The organism is Vibrio sp. MMG023 (assembly GCF_021654215.1).
GTDB classification, from domain to species: Bacteria; Pseudomonadota; Gammaproteobacteria; order Enterobacterales; family Vibrionaceae; genus Vibrio; species Vibrio jasicida.
This window is the reverse complement of sequence record NZ_JAKFZP010000004.1, coordinates 46798-68484: the sequence shown is the minus strand read 5'-3', so window position 1 is coordinate 68484 and position 21687 is coordinate 46798. Positions and strand designations below refer to the sequence as shown.

Below are 21687 nucleotides of genomic sequence, written 5' to 3'. Positions count from 1 at the left end.
GAAATGAAAATGCAGCGATACCAGCATCAAAGTCTCCAACAACAAAAAGGCGTCGCCGCGATATGGATGGGTTTATTGCTTGTTCCTATCATGGGGTTCACTTTTTGGGCTGTTGAGGGAACACGTTATGTTCAAGAGTCCAGCCGATTAAGAGACTCAGCAGAGGCTGCTGCGATGGCGGTGACCATTGAAGACCAGCCCGATGCAGCTCGTGAACTGGCAACGAAATATGTCGAAAACTATGTGCGAGATATTAAATCAGCCAGCCTTTCTGCCGAGCGATTTCATCAGGCGGAAGATGAGGGGGCAGGTGTGCTCGAATACATTCAATATACGGTGAACGCAAGGACGACACACGACTCATGGTTTGCGAGTAGTTTTGTTCCTTCTTTTAATGAGCAACAGGATTTAGCGGGCCGTTCGTTAGCAAGAAAATACCCCGTTTACCTTGGAGATAACAACATCGATATTGTCTTCGTATCTGATTTTTCAGGCTCGATGGACGAAAGGTGGGGATCAAGTCGACATAAAAAAATTGATGATTTAAAAACCGCAATCGATCAAATATCAAACAAGATTCTTTGTACATCTACTCGTAAAGAGTATGTCGATGGGGAGTGGAAAGATGTTTGTGACGAGCCGGGAGAAGATACAACCGGAGACAAGCTGCTTAATCGAGTAGGTTTTGTTCCATTTAACGTTCGAACCAGAGAAATTGTCGGGGGCAATCAAGCTCGGGCGACTAGCCAATTAAGTTACAGAGATGGTTATAACGCTTATCTATCGCCGTATACCTATAACGATGTTAATTGGGATTATTGGCGTACGTATTCGCAAAGTCAGGTACTCAACTGTGCGAGCAGGCAATCAAGATGTTCAAACCCCAAATCGGATAATCAAAAGTATGCGAAGCGTATTCGTGATGTCATCAATTTGGACCGTTATGCCGTTGCGGATGTTTACAACTATGTGGATTTTCCGGCGTCAGTTTCAACCATGTTTACTGATAAATCGGGATTAAAGCCCAATTTCTATAGTGTGAGTGGAACACGTCTATTTAACGCACATGGTTCCTCCAATTCATCGCAGTTTTACAACATTCGATTATCGAACAAGCTTTCCGATTTGAACGCAATTAAGTCGATGTGGGCAGATGGCGGTACTGCTGCGTTTCAAGGCATATTAAGAGGATCTCAGGTTCTTCATGATGGAGACCCAAACAGTACAGATGAAGAAGAGCAGCAAGCGTACAACAAGAAAATCAAGATGCTGCTGATTTTGAGTGATGGGCAGGAAAGCCCTAACAACGGCATTCTGAAAGGGCTAGTAGACAACGGTATGTGCGACAAAGCCAGAGCAGAGATTCCGGGCTTATACATCGGTGTTATTGGTATCGATTTTCGTGCTTCTCAACAAAGTGGTTTTCAAGACTGTGTTGTCAATCCAAGTGAAGACATCATCGATGTATCTGACTTAGATGAATTGATTGAAAAGATAGAAGAACTCATCCGCAAAGGCTCAAAAACAAGCGGAATAACTAAGTTGTACTAGAGGAAAATATGAAAAAGTTAGTGATTGGCGCAATCGCGTTATCAATGATGCCGTTAAGCTTTGCAGTAAAGGCTGGAGAAGGGCTTAGTGTTTATTGCGACAATACCTTCAGCGAGTACCAACATAGTGTCACTGTGGATGATGTTATCGGGATTGGTCAACATCGACAGGGCTTTTTGCAGATAGAGCAGAAATCCGACAGTCACGAGCTAAGACAAGTATTGGCGGGTAAATCAAAGTTGGGGTTGGAACAATCTAGATGTTCGACTTGGATTGGCAATCAAAACAACTATCTACAAGGCAAGGGCTTAGTTGCGCGTCTGCATTTTGGCTTTGACCAATCCAACTTAACTCCGATGGGCAGTAAGGCTCTGAATCAACTCGCAGGTTCGCTGAAAAATAGCGATAGTGCTATTGCGGTAGATGGTCACACCGACAGCAAGGGTTCTGAAGGCTACAACCAATCGTTGGGCTTGCAGCGTGCGTTGACAACGTCTAACGGTTTGATTGCGCAAGGCGTGGATAAAAGCCGTATCGTCGTTCGTTCATTTGGTGAAACTCAGCCGATTGCGTCGAATTCAACCGCTGAGGGACGATCACAAAACAGACGCTCAGAAATATGGGCTTCTAAGAATGATCAGGCAAAACCAGATCAAATAAAACCAGACGAAGTAAAGCCAACGGAATAGGTTTTAATCGCAGAGTGTTCACCTTGCCTAAAACGCAAGGTGAAGCATTAACAACAATGGTGTCGTGGTGGGTCAATTTGGAGTGGCAGTGGGTAAATCTAAAACAGTATTAGTCATATGGGTGGGTCTAGCATGGAGTGGTGTTATTGCTGCCTCAGAGCTAATTAACTTTAATGAGCAAGATAAGCTAAACAACATCAAGTCGGCTTATCAGCAAGAATATAGCGCGCTCAATATTGATGAAAATATTGCGCATTACAATAAATTGAATGCTGAAATTGAGTCCACCAAGATCAAGTTGGTCAACAACGTTGAGATGATCAAATCTGATTCAAACCGTTTAACAGACAAGTTGGTCGATGGCGTCTACGATGAATCCTTGATGCTCACCTTACGTAACATGTCATCCAAAGTGAACTCAATGAAGAAAGAGATTGAGACCGCCGGCAAGTTGCTTGCAGAAACAAAACAGCAGCTGTCGCAAGACCAACGAGAAGCCAGTCAGATTGAGCGAAAGAAAAACGACGCGTTGCTGGCTTTGTATGAGAAGATCAAAGCTCGACATTTGGACGATTCGAAACGCGTTATTAATGATACTTATCAAGGCCAATTACAGTGTAATGTCTCGGAAAGCTTATCAACGTGCGTGAACCGCAATCTTCCTTCTATCAAAAATGCATTTGTGTTGAGTAAAGGTGGCTTGTCGCGCATTCAACTTACGCGTTTTAGAGTGGTAGATGCAAACCAAAGACTAAATGGCGATCTATCCTTTACCGCGGATGCGAGTTACAAACATGCCTACAGTGCAAATACAGAAGTGGAGCTTAGACAGGCGTTAAACCTAGATAGAGTGCGGTTTGTATTCCGTTCGAACTCGGAAAGTACGGTGTTCTACATCAACGATCAAGAAGTCGGGTCGGGTGGTAGAGTAGATGTGACGGGTAATTACGTGGGGGTTTACAGTGTTCGCGCCGTAAATAGCAATCAGACACAATCGCTTAAATTGAATCTCAAAAATGGCGGTGATTACTTCTTCCCATTTTCAAATAAGGCCAACGCAACCGACCTCCATTCAACTCGTTCAGTAATGGAAGAGGCGAGTAAGGTTGATGATGAAGCGACTAGAGACAAGCATTCTGGCAAATTCTCTGAGAGTCTTTTACCTCCAAACGCCGTTGCCGGAATGGAGCCTGCTGTGAAGCAAGATGTGAAACGCTATACCAATAAAGTGCTGTATAAAGACGATGCGTTTACTTACCTTTTACCCCAATTCAAAGGCAACCAAAAGTCTCACGATATCTTCCTGAATAGAGAGCAGGCTACCCAGTATTGTGAACGTCTATCCTCCCGTTTACCTAGCACTACTGCCTATCAATACCTTGAAAAGTACGCCAACCTTTCTTCTGGAGATTATTGGACGAATAAAGGCAGCGTTTATTCATCAGATAAGCATAAAGAGCTTGATAAAGCGTTTGATACGAACAAGTTTATTTGCATGGTGAATATGAGCTAACAACGACAACGATGCTATTCTGCGTCGCAAAAAACTTCTATAAGAGTCGTATTTACGGCTCTTTTTTTGTCTTCTTTTGGTGAATATTAGTTTGCTTAAAGGGGGGATAGCTTAGACAGTTGCCTTGCTGTGTTTAAATCCTTTCTCAATGCTATCCCATTATAGTTATTTCCTCATAACATGTTCTTTTTAAAAATAAAACGTGAGTGGGCATATGGCGAACAGAATGTATTTAGAGTTGGCAAAGCAAGCTTGTCAGAGTGAAAGAGAATACGAATGGGGGTTGGCGTGCGAGCTTTGGTCGGAAGCTGCTACAAAAGCACCTGAGGGCAGCACGAATAAGTATTGGGCATTACTTCGGTCTGATTTTTGCCGATGTCGTGGTAGAGAGCATGGCATGTGTTTTCTAACAGAGACGGCCTATCAGCGAGAGGAAACGAGAGAGGCAGTACGAGGGTTGAATCGACTTAACTATATGAAAGGTAAATAAATACCACTTCAATGCTTCTTTTTTATGCAATAAGCGATATTGAGGACCCGATATTCGATTAAGCCTTCAGAGGTTCTCTATGTCACGTCAGAAAAATCTGATACTCACCTGCATGTATTTCTAATTTAGGTAAATTTAAATAATCTCAAATTATGGTTGGCAGCGTTATTTGATAGAGAATACCTATAGAAGTATTCAAAGATTTAAATGCGATATCTAACTGATACCCGAGTAACTTCAAGATACCGGTTTCTTGGGTATGAATGTCCATTTTTTACAATGGGCATTTTGAGTTTTACAGGGAGGGGAGTTATATGACTTATTGTTTTAAAAATGAGTTGAGTCGGTGGGTCGATACTCGAGATATTTCTCGAAAGGACCTTATCGCGCTGTTACAAAATAACTACTATGAGGAGTTTAAAGGCCTTGATTCTATTACCTTAAGCCGATGGTTTACCGGTAAAAGTATCCCGCCAATATATAAACAGTTCTATATTGCCAAGTGTTTGGATATTGATTTAATAGAGGTTCTGTTACGAATGGATCTGTCTAAGGTTCGTTACTCGAACAAACATGATCTTGTCATCAGCACCTTAGTTCGAGCTCTAGATTTTTCGATTTCTAACCTTTCTTATCGCAAGGTGTCTGGGCCTCCTAAAAGCGAAATAAAAAGTCTGACGATCAATGAATACTCTGACATGTTCAAAGAGTTTAACCATAACATTTCACCTCTCAAAAGGTTCTATCAGGACCTTCAAGAGAAAGCGAGTGATGTGAAGTATCAATGCGTTTTAATTAAAAATGACCAAGAGGCAACGGTAGGCCATTGGTACGGCATGGTGAACATTGAAGGTATTAATGGGCTACCTTCATTTATTACGCTCCCACAGGAAGAAGCTGAGCGTAGCTGTTTGATTGGTGTAGGTTACTATACGAGCTCTGCTCATTATTTTGAATTGATTATTCAAGCACTTTGCTATTACTTGATTAGATATTCCAGTAAAAAAGATTACGCGTACTTTTTCATCGTCGATTTTCAACCACTAATTGCATTCAGTAAGCTGGTCTTTAACGCAGAAGAAGTAAAGTACTATCCGCCAAAAGAGAAGGGCAGCATGGGTGTTTACCTATTCAGACACAATATAATCAAATCGATTTCTAACCCCGTTCTATTGAAGAAGGTGAAAGAAAAGCTCGAATGTCTAGTGGATTGCGAGCCAAGTTGTAACTTGTGTAATCTGCGTGATTTTAGAAAAGATGAAATGATAATAGGTAATGGCATTCCTTTTTTAGACGTGACTGAATCTAGAACTCATGTTTGACAGTGTAGTAAGACAGAGCCGCGTATGGCGGCTCTTCGATCACTCGCTTGTGAGTGATTCCAACTCTTCATCGCTGAGATAACGGTGGCCTTGCCCAAGCCCCGATATCTTTTTGAACATCAATTCGCATTGTTCTTCTGCATGGGGATCATTTTCATTGACGCAGATACCATTTAAGAATGCATAACGTCCCTCACAGCCTATATCGTGGTTTGGGTTGATCATTGGAGTGGATAGCTGAGCTGTCACTCCATCGATTACGCAAGCGACTTTACCTTTTACGACACCGATTACACGTTTTACCCGATGTGCTTTATCTCCGCATTTCCATGCTTGGCGTGTTCCCCATTCATAACCATGTTTTTCTTTGCCTTTCTGAATATGCACAATGAGGTTCAAGTTCTTTTCCGTTGCATCAATAGGAGCTTGTACTATTTTTTGTGGCGGCGTAGTTCTGACAACAGATAACGGGGCATTACAGTTTAGGTATTTAATCGGGTTTGCAGCGCCTTGTGGGAAATGTGAAGAAATGGCCTTGTAACGAAGCTGTTCTCGAACGGTTTCATTGGCTAATTCTCCAATAAAGCCCCAACGTTCTTTTCCATCAATATCGACTGGATACCAAGATTTGATCTTGTAAACTTCGCGAGTTAACCCACGATAGGTTGTTACTGCGTAAGTTGCTCTATCTCGTTTGCTGCCAATGACCCAAGCTTCTCTTGTTGCATCGTAAAGCTCTTCTTGCGTAATTTCGCGATAGTACTTTTTATTGATGTTAATAAGTACGATGGGTAATGAGGTCTCGAGCGCTTCGGCACTATACATAGCGATAATCTCATCAGTCGTTTTAATGCCAAAATCGTTGGAGTAATGACCCCCTTGTAAATTAGACAGGTTGGTTAGTCCTATAAAATCGATGAGCGCTGCTTCAACCTCAAATGCCGTTACTTCGTCTAATCCATGCCTCAATACATAGTGTTCTACTTTGAATCCCGCATTTAAAATACTTCGAATTGTGTCAAGTTTGTCGCTAGAGCTATCACCTTCTAATGCACATTCTGCATGATTAAAGATTCGATTGCCTCTGCCTTTTCCAACATAGAAGACGATGCCGTTGCGAGGGTCTCGTAGGAAGTAAACATAATATTTAAGTTGTTCGATGACTGATTGAGAAAACATAACGTGGATTGTCCGCGCGATAGTTAATACGGGTGGTAGTGCATATTTAAATGGCGACGGAATCTATCACGAAACCCAACTTAAGTCTTGAATGTTTTGCTTGTCGCGAAATGGCAATTTTATTTTCGGTCCACTCGATATGATGCACCTGTATTGAGACAACTGACTCGGAGATAGAAACCATGAGTATCGTAATTAAAAATGCAAACGTGTTTAACGGTGTAGATGAGCAACTTCTGAAGAACGTGGACCTTCTGATTGAAAATAACTTAATCACACAAATCGGGAAAGTGGATGACTCGAATGCTGAGCAAATCATCGATGCCGAAGGCAAAACGGTGATGCCAGGTCTGATTGATGCACACGTACACATCACGCTGTCAGCACCATTTAATGTGATTGATACTATGACACGTGAAGAAGTCGCGATTCGATCAGCGAAAATCTCAGAAGAGATGTTGATGCGCGGTTTCACGACCATTCGTGATGTCGCGGGTAACACACTAGGTTTGAAAAACAGCATCGATAACGGTTACGCAAAAGGTCCGCGAATTTTGCCTTCAATGGCAGCCATTTCGCAAACGAGTGGTCATGCAGACTATCGCCAAAACCAAGCTCAAGAGCGTTTAGCGAATGGTCATGAAGACTCACCACTAATGAAGTTGGGCGCATTTAAAGTCGCGGATGGTCGTGCAGAAGTATTGAAAGCGGTTCGAGAGCAGTTGTTTATGGGCGCTTCTCAAATCAAAGTGATGGCAGGTGGTGGTGCATCCTCTACGTTTGATCCTCTGGATACGTTGCAATACACGCTTGATGAGATGAAAGCAGCGGTAGAAGCAGCGAGCGACTACGGTACTTATGTCGCGGCACACATTCATACGCCAGATGCGATGCGCAGAGCTGCTGAGGCAGGCGTGATGTCGTTCGAACACGCAACGATTATGGATGACGACATCGCTCAGACGATTAAAGAAAAAGGTATTTGGGTGATCCCTTCATACTTTACATCCTCATTAATTGCGGAGCGCAAAATCCCACTACCGAATGAGGAAACTTATCGCAAAACCGAACGTGTCGGTAAAGCGATGTTTAAGTCTGCTGAGCTAATCAAGAAGTACGATATTCAAAACCTAGCGTTTGGTACTGACTGTGTTGGTAAAGCAAACGTTCATGAAAGTCAGATGCAAGAGCTGGGCGCTATTGAAACCACATTCGATACGATTACAGCACTTCGCATGGCTACCTCAAACTGTGGGCGTCTATTTGAATTGTCGACTTACAAACATCCGTATCAAGAAGGTAAGTTAGGTCAAATTGTGGAAGGTGCTTATGCAGACTTGCTTATCGTCGATGGCAATCCACTAGAAGGTGTAGATTGCGTGGTACAAGATGAAACTAAGAAAGTCATCATGAAAGACGGTGTTGTGTATAAGAACACACTATAGGCTAAATACCTCCTTACAAAAGGCGCTCACTGAGCGCCTTTTTTGCGTTTGGGGAAAGATTGGACGCCATTTAGCGAAAGCTTTCTGGGTTAATCCTTTGACCCGTTCTAGCCCTTTAAACCTTCCTACCAGTATCATCTTTCATTGAAACTAACGTCTCCTTTTAGGCTAATTTGTATTGTCCAGCGAGAGCGCCTCGATGCTCCCCTCGCGTTGAGTTTGGTTATGTTCTAGTACCCTATGCGTAAGGGGTAAGACCTTAAACATAGCGGCATAAGAGCGATGAATAGACACAATTTCACTTCTTATTTTTGGCCGTCAATGGCCTTGTCTTAGGTACTAAAGTTTAGAAAGAGAGAAGGGGCACAAGGTGATGATAGGAACGTGAATTCAGGGATATGGCATACAAAAAACCGCACCTCAAAAAGGTGCGGTTTAGATAAAGATAAAGTGACAGAATCAAATCGAGCTTACTTCATCACATAGCGATAAGTTTTGATTGCCAACCAAGTAAAGGCTTTGAATAAAATTTTTATGGTCTTAAAGGCAACTTTACCTATGAACAGCACCAGTTCGCCGGCAACGGTTAGACAAGTGTGTAAATCTGTTTGTTTGAACTCTGCGTAAGTCATGTTGGTCTCTCATTTTTTAAGTGGGGACTCCTGTCGCTCAATGCATACCCTGTAGCGATATAGTAGAAATAAGCAGGAATGGGGACTTACCATTTGGCGCCACTTCGCACGTAAAGATAAAAAAGTAATATCGATTATGATGGTTATAAATAGTCGTGGTGAATTTGTGATAGGTGGATTGCAGGTGCAAAAAAGCCACCACTAAAGAGTGATGGCTTCAAAGGGGCTAGTGTGATTAGTATTTTACAAACAACATTTTTCTGAGGCTGTTACAGCGAGACTTATCTAGTGGGTCACCAAGGTATTCGCCATCTTCTGCCGCTTTCTTCATGACCAATGCTCTTGCTCGGTCACCACTGTCTAGGTCTTGATATTCTTCTAAGGTTTTCAGCTTCAATAAACGGTATTTCGATTTGTCTTTGCCAGAGGCGACACGATCGTAACAGTAACTCATCGCTCCTGCGTTTGCGCCAATCTTGCTTGCGTCGGTAATCGCATGAGCGTTAAAACCAATAGTGCTCGTGAGTAAAATTAAAAGGGCATTGCGTGCTTTCATTTTTCTTTCCTAATTCAATCAAGTTGATGAATAAGATAAAGGGCAACGACCTCTAAAAATTGCCATTAAGCGACATTGGCGAAAAGTGAGCAATAACGCTTGTTTGTCAGAAACCTGTTAGTGATAAAGGTGTGGCGCAAATTGGTAAATCTTAACAACTTGAATTCAATAATCTTTGCTCATCGAATCATTCGGAGCACGCATTATGAATGCGAGAAAATTTACTAACGATACCAAGCGCAAGTTACTTCCGTTTGTTTATCTATTGACGCTGACTGGCTGGGGGATTTACACGCTCACACATGATTACAGTTGGCAGGCATTGTTGTTGTTTGTCATCGGGTTACTGATGGTATTGCGTAATTACCACTTAGAAAGCGAACGCATTGACGAAAAGATCGCGAGTATTGCCGCGCACTCAGTGATTGGTGTCGTCATCCTCAATCAAAATTTACGAGTCGACTTTGCGAACAAAAGCTTTTCCAAGTTAACAGGACATACGGCCAAACAATTGAATGGAGAAGATTTGAAGAAGTATGGTTTCAGTTGTTTGAACGACGCGATTGCGAAGTTAGGAGCAAAGGCAAACTGGAAAGGCGAAATCAAAGTGACGAACCGTTTTGGTGACCACTTAACGTTAGATACTCACATCACGCATTATGAAATGGGGATGGGAATGAGTGATCGATATGTACTTAGCTTCCGAGATATCAGCCATCGAGTTCGGTTGGAGAATAAGCTCAAGAATCTTGCAGAAAAAGACCCACTAACGGGCTGTTGGAATCGTCGTCGTTTTGACAAGGAGATAGCACGTCACGCCAGTATTGCTGACCGTTATGCGGTGTCGAATACCACACTGGCTATTATCGATATTGATCACTTTAAGCAGATCAATGACAAACATGGTCATGATGTGGGTGATGAGGTGATTAAAGAACTTGGGGAGTTGATGCAAGCGCAGTGTCGAGAGACAGACATTGTCGCTCGTGTTGGCGGAGAGGAGTTTGCGATCATCATGCCAGAGACTAATAACCGCAACGCGTTTGAAGCGATTTACCGTCTCAAAGAAATCATTCAATCAAAAAGCGTACTGGGCATCACGATAAGTGGTGGAATTACGACGATCAATCGTTCTGTTGAGCAGAGCTATCGCCGAGCAGACAAGGCTTTGTATCGAGCGAAAACACTGGGGCGAAATCGAGTGTGTAGCTCTGATGGATATTCTGAACACATAGTTCATACGAAAAGAGCAAAAGCGTTCATGTAAATGACGCAAACAGTAACAAGATAATCAGAAAGCGGTTTACATTTTATAACAACTTGGCGAAGCGATGGTGTTTCTTTGTCCAATTGATAGTCATGAAATTAAAATGAGTCGTAATTATTTGATGTCGATGTATTTTTGTTTGTTTATGTTTTTGAGGTGTAAGTGCTCAATATGAAGTGTTTGCTCGTTAAATTCCGGTTTTCTTTTCTTAATATCTGAAATTTAATGGTTTATTTTTTGTGCGTTAAGGTGTCAATCTCGATTTAAACTTCATTTTACAGATGTTTAATTAATGATTGTTGTCGAAATGATTCGCTTGTGCCTACCATTTTTTCTAGATAATTAGTTTGAGTTCGAACTAAATTTGAGGCATTTTATATTTAACTAACCGTTCAATTAAAAATAACAAGGATGCAAAATGCCCAAGGTTGGGATGCCTGAAATCAGAAAACCGCAGCTAGTCAAAGCGACGATGTCGGTCATCGACAGAGTAGGTTTGCACGCCGCGAGCATCTCGTTGATCAGCAAAGAAGCAGGAGTATCAACGGGGATCATTAATCACTATTTCGGTGGAAAGCACGGTCTGTTAGAAGAGACCATGCGTGAGATCCTGCGCCAGCTTTCTACCACCATCAAAGAGAACCTAAGCCAACTACCTGCTGATGCGCATCATCAACGTATTAATGCCATCATCGACGGCAACTTTGTGGGTTTCCAAGCCGAGAACCAAGTGGCAAAAACTTGGTTGGCATTCTGGTCGTACTCCATGCATGACGCGCAGCTCAAACGTCTGCAACGAGTGAATGAACGACGTCTCCTTTCTCATCTAAAAAAAGAATTAAAAGCTTTGTTGGATCAAGACCAAGCAGAGCTTGTAGCGCATGGTATTGCGTCACTGATTGATGGCATTTGGCTACGCGGAACGCTCAACCCGCAAGGCATCGATGCCGAGAAAGCACGCGTCATCATCAACGACTATCTCGACAAACAGCTCACGTTCTACTCAAAACAAAAATAAAGAGTCAAACCTTCAAATGGATATGAAAGCACACTACATCGATGGTGCCATGCACCTAGGATGCTCAGAAGAACACTTCACCACATACAATCCCGCCAATGGTGAGCCGCTTGCGAATGTGAAGCAGGCTAACCAGCAAGATATGGAAGCGGCAATTGAATCTGCCAAGCGCGGTTTTGCGATTTGGTCTGCCATGACGGCGACAGAACGCAGTCGCATTCTACTTAAAGCGGTGGCGTTACTTCGTGAAAGAAACGACGAGTTGGCAGCACTAGAAGTTGCAGATACGGGCAAGCCGATTCAAGAAGCGAATTGCGTAGACATTGCAACGGGCGCAGATGTGATCGAGTACTACGCAGGTCTTGCGCCTAGCATGCATGGTGAACAGCAACCACTGAATGAATCACAGTTTTTCTACACTCGCCGCGAGCCTCTTGGCGTTTGTGCGGGCATTGGGGCGTGGAACTACCCAATTCAAATCGCGATGTGGAAGTCTGCCCCTGCACTTGCTGCGGGTAATGCGATGATCTTTAAGCCATCAGAAGAAACTCCGTTAACTGCACTCAAACTAGCAGAAATCTACAGCGAAGCGGGATTGCCAGATGGCGTGTTCAACGTTATTCAAGGTGATTACCGAGTAGGGCAAATGCTCACCGCACATCCTGACATCGCTAAAGTCTCTTTCACGGGTGAATCGGGTACGGGCAAAGTCGTGATGGGTGACAGCGCCGCGACGCTGAAGCAAGTCACAATGGAGCTTGGCGGTAAGTCTCCAATGATCATTTTTGATGATGCCAAGCTAGACGACGCGGTTTCTGCTGCAATGGTTGCGAACTTCTATACCCAAGGTGAGGTTTGTACACACGGTACTCGCGTGTTCGTTCATGAAGGTACCTATGATGAGTTTGTCGCTCAACTTAAGAAACGTACCGAACTGCTGGTGGTTGGTGATCCGCTTGATGAGCAAACCCAAATCGGCGCGCTGATTTCTAAAGAGCATGAATCAAAAGTCCTTTTCGCAATTGAACAAGCGAAAGCAAGCAAAGCAACGTTGCTGACTGGTGGCTATAAAGTCACAGAAAACGGTTTGGCGAGCGGTAATTTTGTTGTGCCAACGGTTTTCATTGATTGCGAAGACGACATGCCGCATGTGCAGCAAGAGATCTTTGGTCCTGTGATGTCAGTGCTTAAGTTCAGTGATGAAGACGAAGTGATTGCACGCGCTAACAACACCGATTACGGACTTGCAGCTGGTGTGTTCACGCAAAATCTCTCTCGTGCACACCGCGTCATTCATCAAATCCAAGCTGGCATTTGTTGGATTAACACCTGGGGTGATTCTCCAGCTGAAATGCCAGTTGGCGGTTACAAACTGTCTGGCATTGGACGTGAAAACGGCGTTGAAACCCTTAAGCATTACACCCAAACCAAGAGCGTGTTAGTGCATTTGGGCGATTTCGATAGCCCTTACGCGTAATCAGTCTGGAGGATTTGTAATGCAACAACACTACGATTACATCATCGTCGGTGCTGGCTCGGCAGGGTGTGTTTTGGCGGATCGTTTGAGTGAAAGCGGTCTACACCAAGTCTTGCTGCTAGAAGCGGGTGGCTCAGACAAGAGTATCTTCATTCAGATGCCAACGGCGCTGTCTTACCCAATGAATACTGAAAAGTACGCATGGCAGTTTGAAACTGTTGCGGAAGATGGGCTAGACGGACGCCAACTGCATTGTCCACGCGGCAAAGTGTTAGGCGGTAGCTCTTCGATCAATGGCATGGTTTATGTTCGTGGTCATGCTTGTGACTTTGACGAATGGGAAGCAGAGGGCGCGAAAGGCTGGAACTACCAAGCGTGTTTGCCGTACTTCCGTAAAGCGGAAACGTGGACAGGCGGCGCAGACCAATACCGTGGCGACAGTGGTCCTGTTGGGACGTGTAACGGCAACGACATGAAGCTGAATCCACTTTACCAAGCGTTTATCGAAGCAGGCAAAGATGCAGGCTACCCAGAAACGCAAGACTACAACGGCTATCAGCAAGAGGGCTTCGGTCCGATGCATATGACGGTAGATAAAGGCGTGCGTGCTTCTACCTCTAACGCTTACTTAAGCCGTGCGAAAAAGCGCAGTAATTTCACCTTAATGAAAGGCGTAACGGCTCACCGTATTTTACTGGAAGGCAAGAAAGCAGTCGGCATTGAGTTTGAGCAATCTGGCAAAATCAAACAGTGCTTTGCTAACAAAGAGGTTGTGTCGAGCGCAGGTTCAATCGGCTCCGTACAACTACTGCAACTCTCGGGTATTGGTCCTAAGACTGTGCTTGAAAAAGTGGGCATTGAAGTGAAACACGCACTAGAAGGCGTGGGTAAGAACCTGCAAGACCATCTCGAAGTGTACTTCCAGTACCACTGTAAACAGCCGATCACACTTAACAGCAAGTTAGGTTTGATCAGCAAAGGTTTGATTGGCACGGAGTGGATTCTGACTCGCAAAGGTTTGGGGGCAACCAACCACTTTGAATCGTGTGCGTTCATCCGTTCTCGTGAAGGATTGAAATCGCCAAACATTCAATATCATTTCCTACCAGCAGCAATGCGTTATGACGGACGCGCGGCATTTGATGGTCACGGCTTCCAAGTGCATGTTGGTCCAAACAAGCCAGAGAGCCGCGGCAGTGTCGAAGTGGTTTCTGCCAACCCAAATGACAAGCCAAAAATCGAGTTCAACTACATCTCGACGGAACAAGACAAGCAGGACTGGCGAGACTGTATTCGTTTAACGCGTGAAATCCTCAACCAACCTGCAATGGATGCGTTCCGCGGTGAAGAGATTCAACCGGGTCTGAACATCACCAGCGATGAGGCGATTGATGAATGGGTGAAGCAAAATGTGGAAAGTGCTTACCACCCATCGTGTAGCTGCAAAATGGGCGCAGACAATGACCCAATGGCAGTTCTGAATGAAGCCTGCCAAGTGCGTGGCATTGAAGGCTTGCGCGTGGTGGATTCATCCATCTTCCCAACCATTCCGAATGGCAACTTAAACGCACCAACCATCATGGTCGCAGAGCGTGCCGCGGACATGATCTTGGGGAACGTACTCGAAGAATCGAATAACACACCGGTTTGGATTGCTCCGAACTGGCAAGAGACGCAAAGAATGCGTCCGCCGAAAAGAGACTTAAGCTCAATCTCATAAAGTCAGTAATCATTACAAGGAATTTAAACATGTCTACGATGACAAAAATCTTTTCATCTATCGCGCTGAGTGCAGTAGCGACAGGTGCTTATGCTAACCAATGTGAAACTGTTCGATTTGCCGATGTAGGCTGGACAGACATTACTGCAACTACTGCTGTTACCTCTGAACTGTTAAAAGGCTTGGGCTACAAAACCAAGACCGATCTTCTATCTGTACCTGTAACGTACTCTTCAATGGCAAACGGCGACATTGACGTATTTTTGGGTAACTGGATGCCAACCATGGAAGGCGATATCGCCAAGTACCGTGAAGCAGGCACAGTGGAAACCGTTCGCGCAAACCTAGAAGGCGCAAAATACACACTAGCTGTGCCAAAGTACGTGTATGACGCTGGCGTGAAAAGCTTCGCTGACTTGGTAAAGCATGCCGACAAATTTAAAGACCGCATCTACGGCATTGAGCCGGGTAACGATGGTAACCGCTTGATCCAAGATATGATCGACAGCGACGCATTCGGCTTGAAAGACTTCAGCCTAGTGGAATCAAGCGAAGCGGGCATGGTGTCTCAAGTATCTCGCGCAGTGCGCCGGAACCAATGGATCGTTTACCTAGGTTGGGCTCCGCACCCAATGAACAGCAATGTTGAGATGGAATACCTATCTGGCGGTGACGACTTCTTTGGTCCTAACTACGGCGGTGCAAATGTTTACACCAACGTGCGCCAAGACTACCTATCTGAGTGTCAAAACGTGGGTCAACTGCTTAAGAACCTAGAGTTCAGTCTAGAGATGGAAAACCAGTTGATGGAAGCGATTCTAAACCAAAAACAAAAGCCAGCGAAAGCGGCACAAGAATGGTTGAATGCCAACCCACAACAATTTGAAGCGTGGCTAGAAGGCGTCAAGACGCTAGACGGCAAAGACGCAAAACAAGCGATTACTTCTTACCTAAAAACAAACGCTTAATCATTCCTCTCTTTAGGAAAAGGTGGGTAGAGATGCCCGCCTTTTAACACAAAGGTTTTATTGTGAATTTTATTACGGACAACAAACTTCCGTTGGGTGAATGGATGGAAACAGGCGTGGATTGGTTAACCATGAACGCGTCGGGTTTCTTTGATGCTATCTCTATTTTTCTCGAAACCATCATTCTATTCGTGGTGGATATTTTCAAATGGATGCCACCGGCAGCACCTATCATCATGACCGCAGCGATTGCGTGGTTCCTACACCGCAGCATTCCTTTAGTTGTGTTTATCGTGCTGGCGCTGCTGACCATTCTTAATCTCGGCTACTGGCAAGAAATGCTGGAAACCTTTGTTCTCGTCTTCGCTGCGACAACGATTTCCGTATTAATTGGCGTGCCGCTTGGCATCATGGCGGCGCATCGCCCGTGGTTGTATACCTTACTGCGCCCGATACTCGATTTAATGCAGACCGTACCAACGTTTGTGTATCTGATCCCAACATTGGTACTGTTTGGTTTAGGTATCGTACCAGGTCTGATTTCCACCATTATCTTTGCTATCGCCGCGCCAATTCGTCTGACTTACCTTGGCATCACCAAAGTGCCAGAAGAGCTGATTGAAGCGGGTAAAGCGTTTGGTGCAAGCCGCATGAAATTGCTATTCAAAGTCGAACTCCCAGCAGCATTGCCAAGCATTATGGCGGGTATTACCCAGTGCATTATGTTGTCGCTTTCTATGGTGGTGATTGCTGCGCTAGTCGGTGCCGATGGTCTAGGTAAACCAGTCGTGCGAGCACTGAACACTGTGAACATTTCCCAAGGCTTTGAAGCCGGTTTAGCGATTGTTTTGGTCGCGATTATTCTCGATCGCCTATGCAAAGCGCCAAACCAAAAGGAGGCATAACATGGACGCAATTACGATTGAAAACCTCGACGTCGTGTTTGGTCAGCAGCAAGAGCAAGCATTAGTGTTACTCGACCAAGGCAAGTCTCGCCAAGAGATCATTGATGAAACCGGGCAAGTGGTTGGTGTTGATAAAGTCTCAATGAGCGTCAAACAAGGTGAGATCTGTGTACTGATGGGGCTTTCCGGTTCGGGTAAATCCAGTTTGCTTCGTGCCGTTAATGGTTTGAATGAGATCTCTCGTGGCTCTCTCAAAATCAAAGATGGCGACGACATGGTAGAGCTTGCCAATTGTGACGAGCAGACTTTACGTAACCTGCGTACTCATCGCGTATCGATGGTGTTCCAAAAGTTCGCGCTAATGCCGTGGTCAACGGTATTGGATAACGTGGCGTTTGGTCTTGAGATGCAGGGCATTGGCAAAGCTGAACGTCGTGAAAAAGCACGCGAGCAATTAGAAATGGTTGGGCTGAGCGAGTGGGAGAGCAAATTCCCGCATGAGCTTTCTGGCGGTATGCAGCAACGTGTTGGTTTAGCTCGCGCCTTTGCTATGGATACCGACATCCTACTAATGGATGAGCCGTTTTCTGCGCTCGATCCTTTGATTCGCGCTCAGCTTCAAAATGAACTGATTCAACTGCAAGAGAAGCTCAACAAGACGATTTTGTTTGTGAGCCACGACCTAGACGAAGCGCTGAAAATCGGCAACAGCATTGCCATTATGGAATCGGGTAAACTGATTCAACACGGCAAGCCTGAGCAAATCATCCTTGCGCCAGAAAACGACTATGTGGCGGACTTTGTGGCTCACACTAATCCGCTTAACGTATTGAAAGGTCGTTCACTGATGCAAGCCAGCACTGAGCTTAAGCAGCAGAATGACCGCGTATTGGTGTGTGCAGATAAGCAGATTTGGGTCGAGCAAGAACCGAAAGGCGTCACGTTAGTGGATTCCGATAAGTCGTTGGTGAATTGGGAAAGCGATTCAACCACACTCGACGACATCGGCGAAAGCACGGTCGTTCAAGCTAACCCAGACATCAGCATGCGTGAGGCGATTGAACTAAAGCAACGCAGCAATCAACCTATCTTGTTAGTAGAAGAGAACAAGCTAGTGGGCGTACTGAGTGACAACGAGTTGTATGACGCACTGCTTGGCAACTTTAGGTCCAAGCAAGTGGCGTAGTTGTCTCTTATATCAAAACGTTTGTAGATTCCCCCTCTGCAAAATAAAAAAGAGCCGTACTCTTAGACTGGAAACTAAGAAGTACGGCTCTTTCAATTTGAACAATGATTTAGATAGCTAGGTTCTAGGCTAGGAACCAAGGACCTAGGAGACGATACTCATTAAAGAGTAGTAATTACGTCATCCATGTGTAGACGTGCTTTTGGTAGACCGTGATTGTAGTCTTCGCCGTCTTTGTGGTAGCCGATTGCTAGTGCAACTTCACATACGTGACCATCTAGTTCTGCTTTGAACTCTTCGCCGATCAATGTTGGGTCAACACCTTCCATCGGAGTAGAGTCGATACCTAGACGCGCTAGTGTGTGCAGTAAGTTACCAAGCGCGATGTAAACTTGCGCTTTCGTCCAGCCACCGTTGTAGCCGTTCTCATCTGTGTTTGCTTCAGCAAATGCGTAAGCACCCATGAACATGTCGTACATGTCTGCTGGTAGGTGACCAGAAGTTACTTCAGCATCAACGCGTTTCGCGAACTTCTCTTTAGTGAATTTTGGATCGTACGCTAGCAGAATAGTGTGAGATGCTGCTTTAGCGTGCGGTTGGTTGAACTGGTGCATGTTAGCAAACGTGTCGTGGAAACGCTGTTTCGCTTCGTCGCTCTCAATTACGATGAATTTCCAAGGCTGAGAGTTGATAGAAGACGCAGATAGGCGGATTGCTTCTTTGATGATTGCCATATCTTCTTGAGAGATGCGTTTCTCTTCGTCGTATTTTTTAGCTGTGTAACGGTTGTTTAGGTCTGTAATGATTTGATGAGACACGTTTATATCCTCTTAATATTATTAGACAAATGAGGATGCGCTTAGCATCGACAACCATGCGTACCTCGAAAGTGAGTCCATAATATCGACTTTTATCGAATTGATAATACGTGTTTCGTTTAAATCACTTTCTATTTTTTATTGAAAATCGAATTTGAACGGCTAGCAGGCAGGTTAGCATTCTCCGCACGCCGACGTTCAGAAACCGCGGAAACCACCAACAAGCTTGGTAGGATTATTAAATTACATTCATAATGAAAATAGATAAGTTGGTTGGAGGTTAGGGTATGAACGTAATCGAGGTATTTAACGACAGCTATGAACGCTGTGTTACCCATGAGGACTTCTTTGATTTGTTCTACGAGAACTTTTGGTCGAAAGGTGAAAACTTCAGACAAAAGTTCGATCGCGTGGACATGAAGAAGCAAATCCGGATGCTTAAAGGGTCTATTGTGTTTGTGATGATGGCAGATACTTCAACAGACGCTCGTGACATGATGCGTAAATATGGCAATAAGCATGGACACAACAATATTGGCGTCGCTCCTGAAGATATCGATGTCTGGTTTGAAAGCCTGTTAGAAACCGTCGCTCAATGTGATCCTGACTTTGATGAAAGGGTGGAGTTCGCGTGGCGTCACTGCTTTGAGACGGGTTTAGCGATCATGAAGAAAGAGTGCACCCATGCTTAAGTTCAATCAATGTTGAATTCGTAAAGGGAGTAGAACACAGCTACTCCCTTTTTCCTTTTTCTACTTGCCTCTATAGCGGCTACTAGGCTTACTCTTTCCCTTCTTCCGACTCTCCTTGATTCTTCTTCGCTGCTTTGGCGATATCGGAGACCGCTTCGACGAGATTAATCGGCATCGGGAAGATAATGGTCGATGTCTTGTCTGTGGTGATTTCAGTGAGCGTCTGCATGTATCGAAGCTGCAACGCGTTAGGTGCTTTATTTAACATCTCGGCGGCTTCTCTGAGTTTGTTGGAGGCTTCCAACTCACCAGTTGCGTGGATGATCTTCGCGCGACGGTTACGTTCTGCTTCGGCTTGGCGGGCGAGGGCGCGCACCATGCTGTCGTTCAGATCAACGTGTTTCACCTCAACCGTTGCTATCTTGATACCCCAATCGTCAGTTTGCTGGTCGAGGATGGATTGCAGATCTTTGTTGAGGCGTTCGCGCTCAGAAAGCAACTCATCCAGTTCATGCTGACCAAGTACAGAACGTAACGTTGTCTGTGCTAACTGGCTGGTGGCATCGCTGTAGCTTTCGATGTTATTGATCGCCATTTGTGGGTCGACAACTCGAAAGTAAACCACGGCGTTGACTCTGACTGATACGTTATCACGGGTGATCAAATCTTGAGTCGGGACATCCAAGACGATGGTACGTAAGTCAACGCGAACCATTTGTTGAATGAAAGGAATTAAGATGATCAAACCCGGTCCTTTTACTTCTTGGAAGCGACCGAGGAAGAACACCACGCCGCGCTCGTACTCACGCAGCACCTTGAACATTTGCGTTGCCAGTGCAACCAATAAAACAATGATAACGGCAATAGTGTAGAGCATCATAAGCGCCTCCTATTCCTTAGGGCGGTCACTGGGTTTCACGGTTAAGGTCAACCCTTTTATGGTTACCACGGTGACGTGGTCTCCTTGTTTGAGCTGTGCATCAGCTTTGGCTTGCCACAAAGCACCATCCAGTTGGACAAGCCCCGTTCCATCAACAAAATCATCGCTCACAACAGCGAGTTTGCCCGGGTAGGTTTCTAGTCCGGTGGTGGCTTTTTTGCTGCGAATTTTAAGAAGCAAGCCAACGGTAATAACGATTAAGCCAGCAGAGAAAACAGCGATACCAATGATTAGTGGCAGAGCGATTTGGAAGCCGGGGATGTCGCTGTCCATTAGGAAGATTGAGCCGAGAACAAACGCAACGACACCACCTAAGCCGAGTATGCCAAAGCTCGGGTTAAAGGCTTCAGCAATCATTAGAGCAATGCCGAGCAGCAGTAACCCTAAACCAACGTAGTTCACTGGCATCATTTGTAGGGCATACATGGCGAGTAACAAACATATCCCACCGAGCACACCCGGCAAGCCGATACCAGGGTTGTAGAACTCTAATAACAGTCCGTAAATACCAATCAGCATCAGGATGTAAGCCACGTTAGGATTTGTGATCACCGCCAACATCTCGGCACGCCAGTCTGGGACGCGCTCGACCCACGTTGGGTTATCTAACGTCAGCTTATATGGCTTGCCGTTCACTTTTACCTCTGTGCCATTAATAGTGCTAACCAAGTCTTCGGGAGAGTTGGCTATGAAGTCGATGACGTTGAGTTCTAATGCTTCGGTGGCGTCCAAACTAGCCGCCATGCTGACTGCTTTTTCTGCCCACTCGGCATTTCTATCGTGCAATCGCGCTAAGCCTTTGATGTACGCTTTAGCATCATTAATGACTTTCTTTTCCATTGCGGTTTTGGCAGGGACCTCGTCCGAGGATTTTTCTGTGGATTCCGGTTGTGAATCTGTTGAATCTTTACCTTCGTCTGAAGACGGCTGTTGTGGTGCGCCACCCAAGGTAACGGGAGTCGCGGCTCCTAAATTAGTGGCTTCTGCCATCGCAGCGATATGACTGGCGAGCAGAATGTAGGTACCAGCGCTGGCTGCCCGAGAGCCTGATGGACCAACCCAAGTTGCAATGGGTACGGAAGAGGTGGTGATGGCGTGAATGATGTCCCTCATTGAACTATCAAGCCCGCCCGGTGTGTCCATTTTTAGGATGACGAGGTCAACGCCGTTTTGTTGAGCTTCTTCAATCTCTCGCGACAGATAATCGCTCAGGGCAGGACCAATCGCACCTTTTACAGGCAATACCCAAACGGTGTTCGCTAGCGCTTGGCTGGCAAACAAGAGTAGGGGAAGAAGCCACAATCGTATCTGTTTCATAC

The 21687-nt window shown here is 45.0% G+C and carries 19 protein-coding genes; 13 read left to right on the top strand and 6 right to left on the bottom strand.

Going from position 1 to position 21687, the window contains the following annotated elements:
• Positions 1-3: 3 nt before the first annotated feature.
• From L1076_RS13780 to L1076_RS13765, 4 genes are all read left to right on the top strand, one after another.
• Positions 4-1551 (top strand): TadE/TadG family type IV pilus assembly protein, encoded by a 1548-nt coding sequence (locus L1076_RS13780; protein WP_104034518.1) that lies wholly within the window; start codon positions 4-6, stop codon positions 1549-1551.
• Positions 1552-1559: 8 nt separating this feature from the next.
• Positions 1560-2240 carry an OmpA family protein gene (locus L1076_RS13775; RefSeq protein WP_045408953.1) on the top strand — a complete coding sequence of 227 codons (681 nt, stop codon included), beginning with the start codon at positions 1560-1562 and terminating at the stop codon, positions 2238-2240.
• An 88-nt stretch (positions 2241-2328) separates the two neighbouring features.
• A complete protein-coding gene (locus tag L1076_RS13770; RefSeq protein ID WP_237303801.1) occupies positions 2329-3753 on the top strand; it encodes a hypothetical protein in 1425 nt (474 codons plus the stop codon).
• Positions 3754-4557: 804 nt separating this feature from the next.
• Entirely contained in the window at positions 4558-5565 is a 1008-nt protein-coding gene (locus L1076_RS13765) for a hypothetical protein (RefSeq protein WP_038880805.1), read from the top strand.
• A 39-nt stretch (positions 5566-5604) separates the two neighbouring features.
• Here the strand turns inward: L1076_RS13765 and L1076_RS13760 are convergent, their stop codons facing one another.
• On the bottom strand, positions 5605-6744 hold the full coding sequence (locus L1076_RS13760; RefSeq protein WP_237303800.1) for a hypothetical protein: 1140 nt from the start codon (positions 6742-6744) through the stop codon (positions 5605-5607).
• Between the two features lie 182 nt (positions 6745-6926).
• Between L1076_RS13760 and L1076_RS13755 the strand changes: the two genes are divergently transcribed.
• The gene (locus L1076_RS13755) at positions 6927-8189 is read left to right on the top strand and encodes an amidohydrolase family protein (protein ID WP_237303799.1); all 1263 of its coding nucleotides are present in this window, start codon (positions 6927-6929) and stop codon (positions 8187-8189) included.
• A gap of 470 nt (positions 8190-8659) precedes the next feature.
• Here L1076_RS13755 and L1076_RS13750 read toward each other — a convergent pair whose 3' ends face one another.
• Both L1076_RS13750 and L1076_RS13745 read right to left on the bottom strand, forming a co-directional pair.
• A complete protein-coding gene (locus tag L1076_RS13750) occupies positions 8660-8821 on the bottom strand; it encodes a hypothetical protein (RefSeq protein WP_237303798.1) in 162 nt (53 codons plus the stop codon).
• Between the two features lie 235 nt (positions 8822-9056).
• Positions 9057-9377 carry a hypothetical protein gene (locus L1076_RS13745; RefSeq protein WP_038868052.1) on the bottom strand — a complete coding sequence of 107 codons (321 nt, stop codon included), beginning with the start codon at positions 9375-9377 and terminating at the stop codon, positions 9057-9059.
• Between the two features lie 205 nt (positions 9378-9582).
• On the opposite strand from L1076_RS13745, the gene L1076_RS13740 reads away from it, so the two are divergent.
• The 7 genes from L1076_RS13740 to choV all read left to right on the top strand — a co-directional run bounded on the left by L1076_RS13740 (position 9583) and on the right by choV (position 17918).
• Positions 9583-10644: a sensor domain-containing diguanylate cyclase gene (locus L1076_RS13740; protein WP_038880774.1), complete on the top strand. Its 1062-nt coding sequence runs from the start codon at positions 9583-9585 to the stop codon at positions 10642-10644.
• Between the two features lie 418 nt (positions 10645-11062).
• Complete coding sequence (betI, locus tag L1076_RS13735) at positions 11063-11662, top strand: transcriptional regulator BetI (protein ID WP_171306552.1); 600 nt, start codon at positions 11063-11065, stop codon at positions 11660-11662.
• 16 nt (positions 11663-11678) lie between these two features.
• Complete coding sequence (betB, locus tag L1076_RS13730) at positions 11679-13139, top strand: betaine-aldehyde dehydrogenase (protein ID WP_237303797.1); 1461 nt, start codon at positions 11679-11681, stop codon at positions 13137-13139.
• 19 nt (positions 13140-13158) lie between these two features.
• Positions 13159-14859: a choline dehydrogenase gene (betA, locus tag L1076_RS13725; protein ID WP_237303796.1), complete on the top strand. Its 1701-nt coding sequence runs from the start codon at positions 13159-13161 to the stop codon at positions 14857-14859.
• 29 nt (positions 14860-14888) lie between these two features.
• Positions 14889-15827 (top strand): choline ABC transporter substrate-binding protein, encoded by a 939-nt coding sequence (locus tag L1076_RS13720; protein WP_045412200.1) that lies wholly within the window; start codon positions 14889-14891, stop codon positions 15825-15827.
• 62 nt (positions 15828-15889) lie between these two features.
• The gene (choW, locus tag L1076_RS13715) at positions 15890-16732 is read left to right on the top strand and encodes a choline ABC transporter permease subunit (RefSeq protein ID WP_038888377.1); all 843 of its coding nucleotides are present in this window, start codon (positions 15890-15892) and stop codon (positions 16730-16732) included.
• Position 16733: 1 nt separating this feature from the next.
• On the top strand, positions 16734-17918 hold the full coding sequence (choV, locus tag L1076_RS13710) for a choline ABC transporter ATP-binding protein (RefSeq protein WP_237303795.1): 1185 nt from the start codon (positions 16734-16736) through the stop codon (positions 17916-17918).
• Positions 17919-18079: 161 nt separating this feature from the next.
• Here choV and L1076_RS13705 read toward each other — a convergent pair whose 3' ends face one another.
• Complete coding sequence (locus L1076_RS13705) at positions 18080-18736, bottom strand: NAD(P)H-dependent oxidoreductase (RefSeq protein WP_005452292.1); 657 nt, start codon at positions 18734-18736, stop codon at positions 18080-18082.
• Positions 18737-19023: 287 nt separating this feature from the next.
• Between L1076_RS13705 and L1076_RS13700 the strand changes: the two genes are divergently transcribed.
• Positions 19024-19428, top strand: a complete 405-nt coding sequence (locus L1076_RS13700) for a globin (protein ID WP_237303794.1) — start codon at positions 19024-19026, stop codon at positions 19426-19428.
• Between the two features lie 88 nt (positions 19429-19516).
• Here L1076_RS13700 and L1076_RS13695 read toward each other — a convergent pair whose 3' ends face one another.
• Positions 19517-20308 carry a slipin family protein gene (locus L1076_RS13695; RefSeq protein WP_237303793.1) on the bottom strand — a complete coding sequence of 264 codons (792 nt, stop codon included), beginning with the start codon at positions 20306-20308 and terminating at the stop codon, positions 19517-19519.
• A gap of 9 nt (positions 20309-20317) precedes the next feature.
• Positions 20318-21685, bottom strand: a complete 1368-nt coding sequence (locus L1076_RS13690; protein ID WP_237303792.1) for a nodulation protein NfeD — start codon at positions 21683-21685, stop codon at positions 20318-20320.
• Positions 21686-21687: the final 2 nt, after the last annotated feature.

Excerpts from the sequence above, each read along its gene's own strand:
- L1076_RS13780 (WP_104034518.1), top strand. The coding sequence starts at position 4 with ATGAAAATGCAGCGATACCAGCATCAAAGTCTCCAACAACAAAAAGGC.
- L1076_RS13775 (WP_045408953.1), top strand. The coding sequence starts at position 1,560 with ATGAAAAAGTTAGTGATTGGCGCAATCGCGTTATCAATGATGCCGTTA.
- L1076_RS13765 (WP_038880805.1), top strand. The coding sequence starts at position 4,558 with ATGACTTATTGTTTTAAAAATGAGTTGAGTCGGTGGGTCGATACTCGA.
- L1076_RS13760 (WP_237303800.1), bottom strand. The coding sequence starts at position 6,744 with ATGTTTTCTCAATCAGTCATCGAACAACTTAAATATTATGTTTACTTC.
- L1076_RS13755 (WP_237303799.1), top strand. The coding sequence starts at position 6,927 with ATGAGTATCGTAATTAAAAATGCAAACGTGTTTAACGGTGTAGATGAG.
- L1076_RS13750 (WP_237303798.1), bottom strand. The coding sequence starts at position 8,821 with ATGACTTACGCAGAGTTCAAACAAACAGATTTACACACTTGTCTAACC.
- L1076_RS13745 (WP_038868052.1), bottom strand. The coding sequence starts at position 9,377 with ATGAAAGCACGCAATGCCCTTTTAATTTTACTCACGAGCACTATTGGT.
- L1076_RS13740 (WP_038880774.1), top strand. The coding sequence starts at position 9,583 with ATGAATGCGAGAAAATTTACTAACGATACCAAGCGCAAGTTACTTCCG.
- betI (WP_171306552.1), top strand. The coding sequence starts at position 11,063 with ATGCCCAAGGTTGGGATGCCTGAAATCAGAAAACCGCAGCTAGTCAAA.
- betB (WP_237303797.1), top strand. The coding sequence starts at position 11,679 with ATGGATATGAAAGCACACTACATCGATGGTGCCATGCACCTAGGATGC.
- betA (WP_237303796.1), top strand. The coding sequence starts at position 13,159 with ATGCAACAACACTACGATTACATCATCGTCGGTGCTGGCTCGGCAGGG.
- L1076_RS13720 (WP_045412200.1), top strand. The coding sequence starts at position 14,889 with ATGTCTACGATGACAAAAATCTTTTCATCTATCGCGCTGAGTGCAGTA.
- choV (WP_237303795.1), top strand. The coding sequence starts at position 16,734 with ATGGACGCAATTACGATTGAAAACCTCGACGTCGTGTTTGGTCAGCAG.
- L1076_RS13700 (WP_237303794.1), top strand. The coding sequence starts at position 19,024 with ATGAACGTAATCGAGGTATTTAACGACAGCTATGAACGCTGTGTTACC.
- L1076_RS13695 (WP_237303793.1), bottom strand. The coding sequence starts at position 20,308 with ATGATGCTCTACACTATTGCCGTTATCATTGTTTTATTGGTTGCACTG.
- L1076_RS13690 (WP_237303792.1), bottom strand. The coding sequence starts at position 21,685 with ATGAAACAGATACGATTGTGGCTTCTTCCCCTACTCTTGTTTGCCAGC.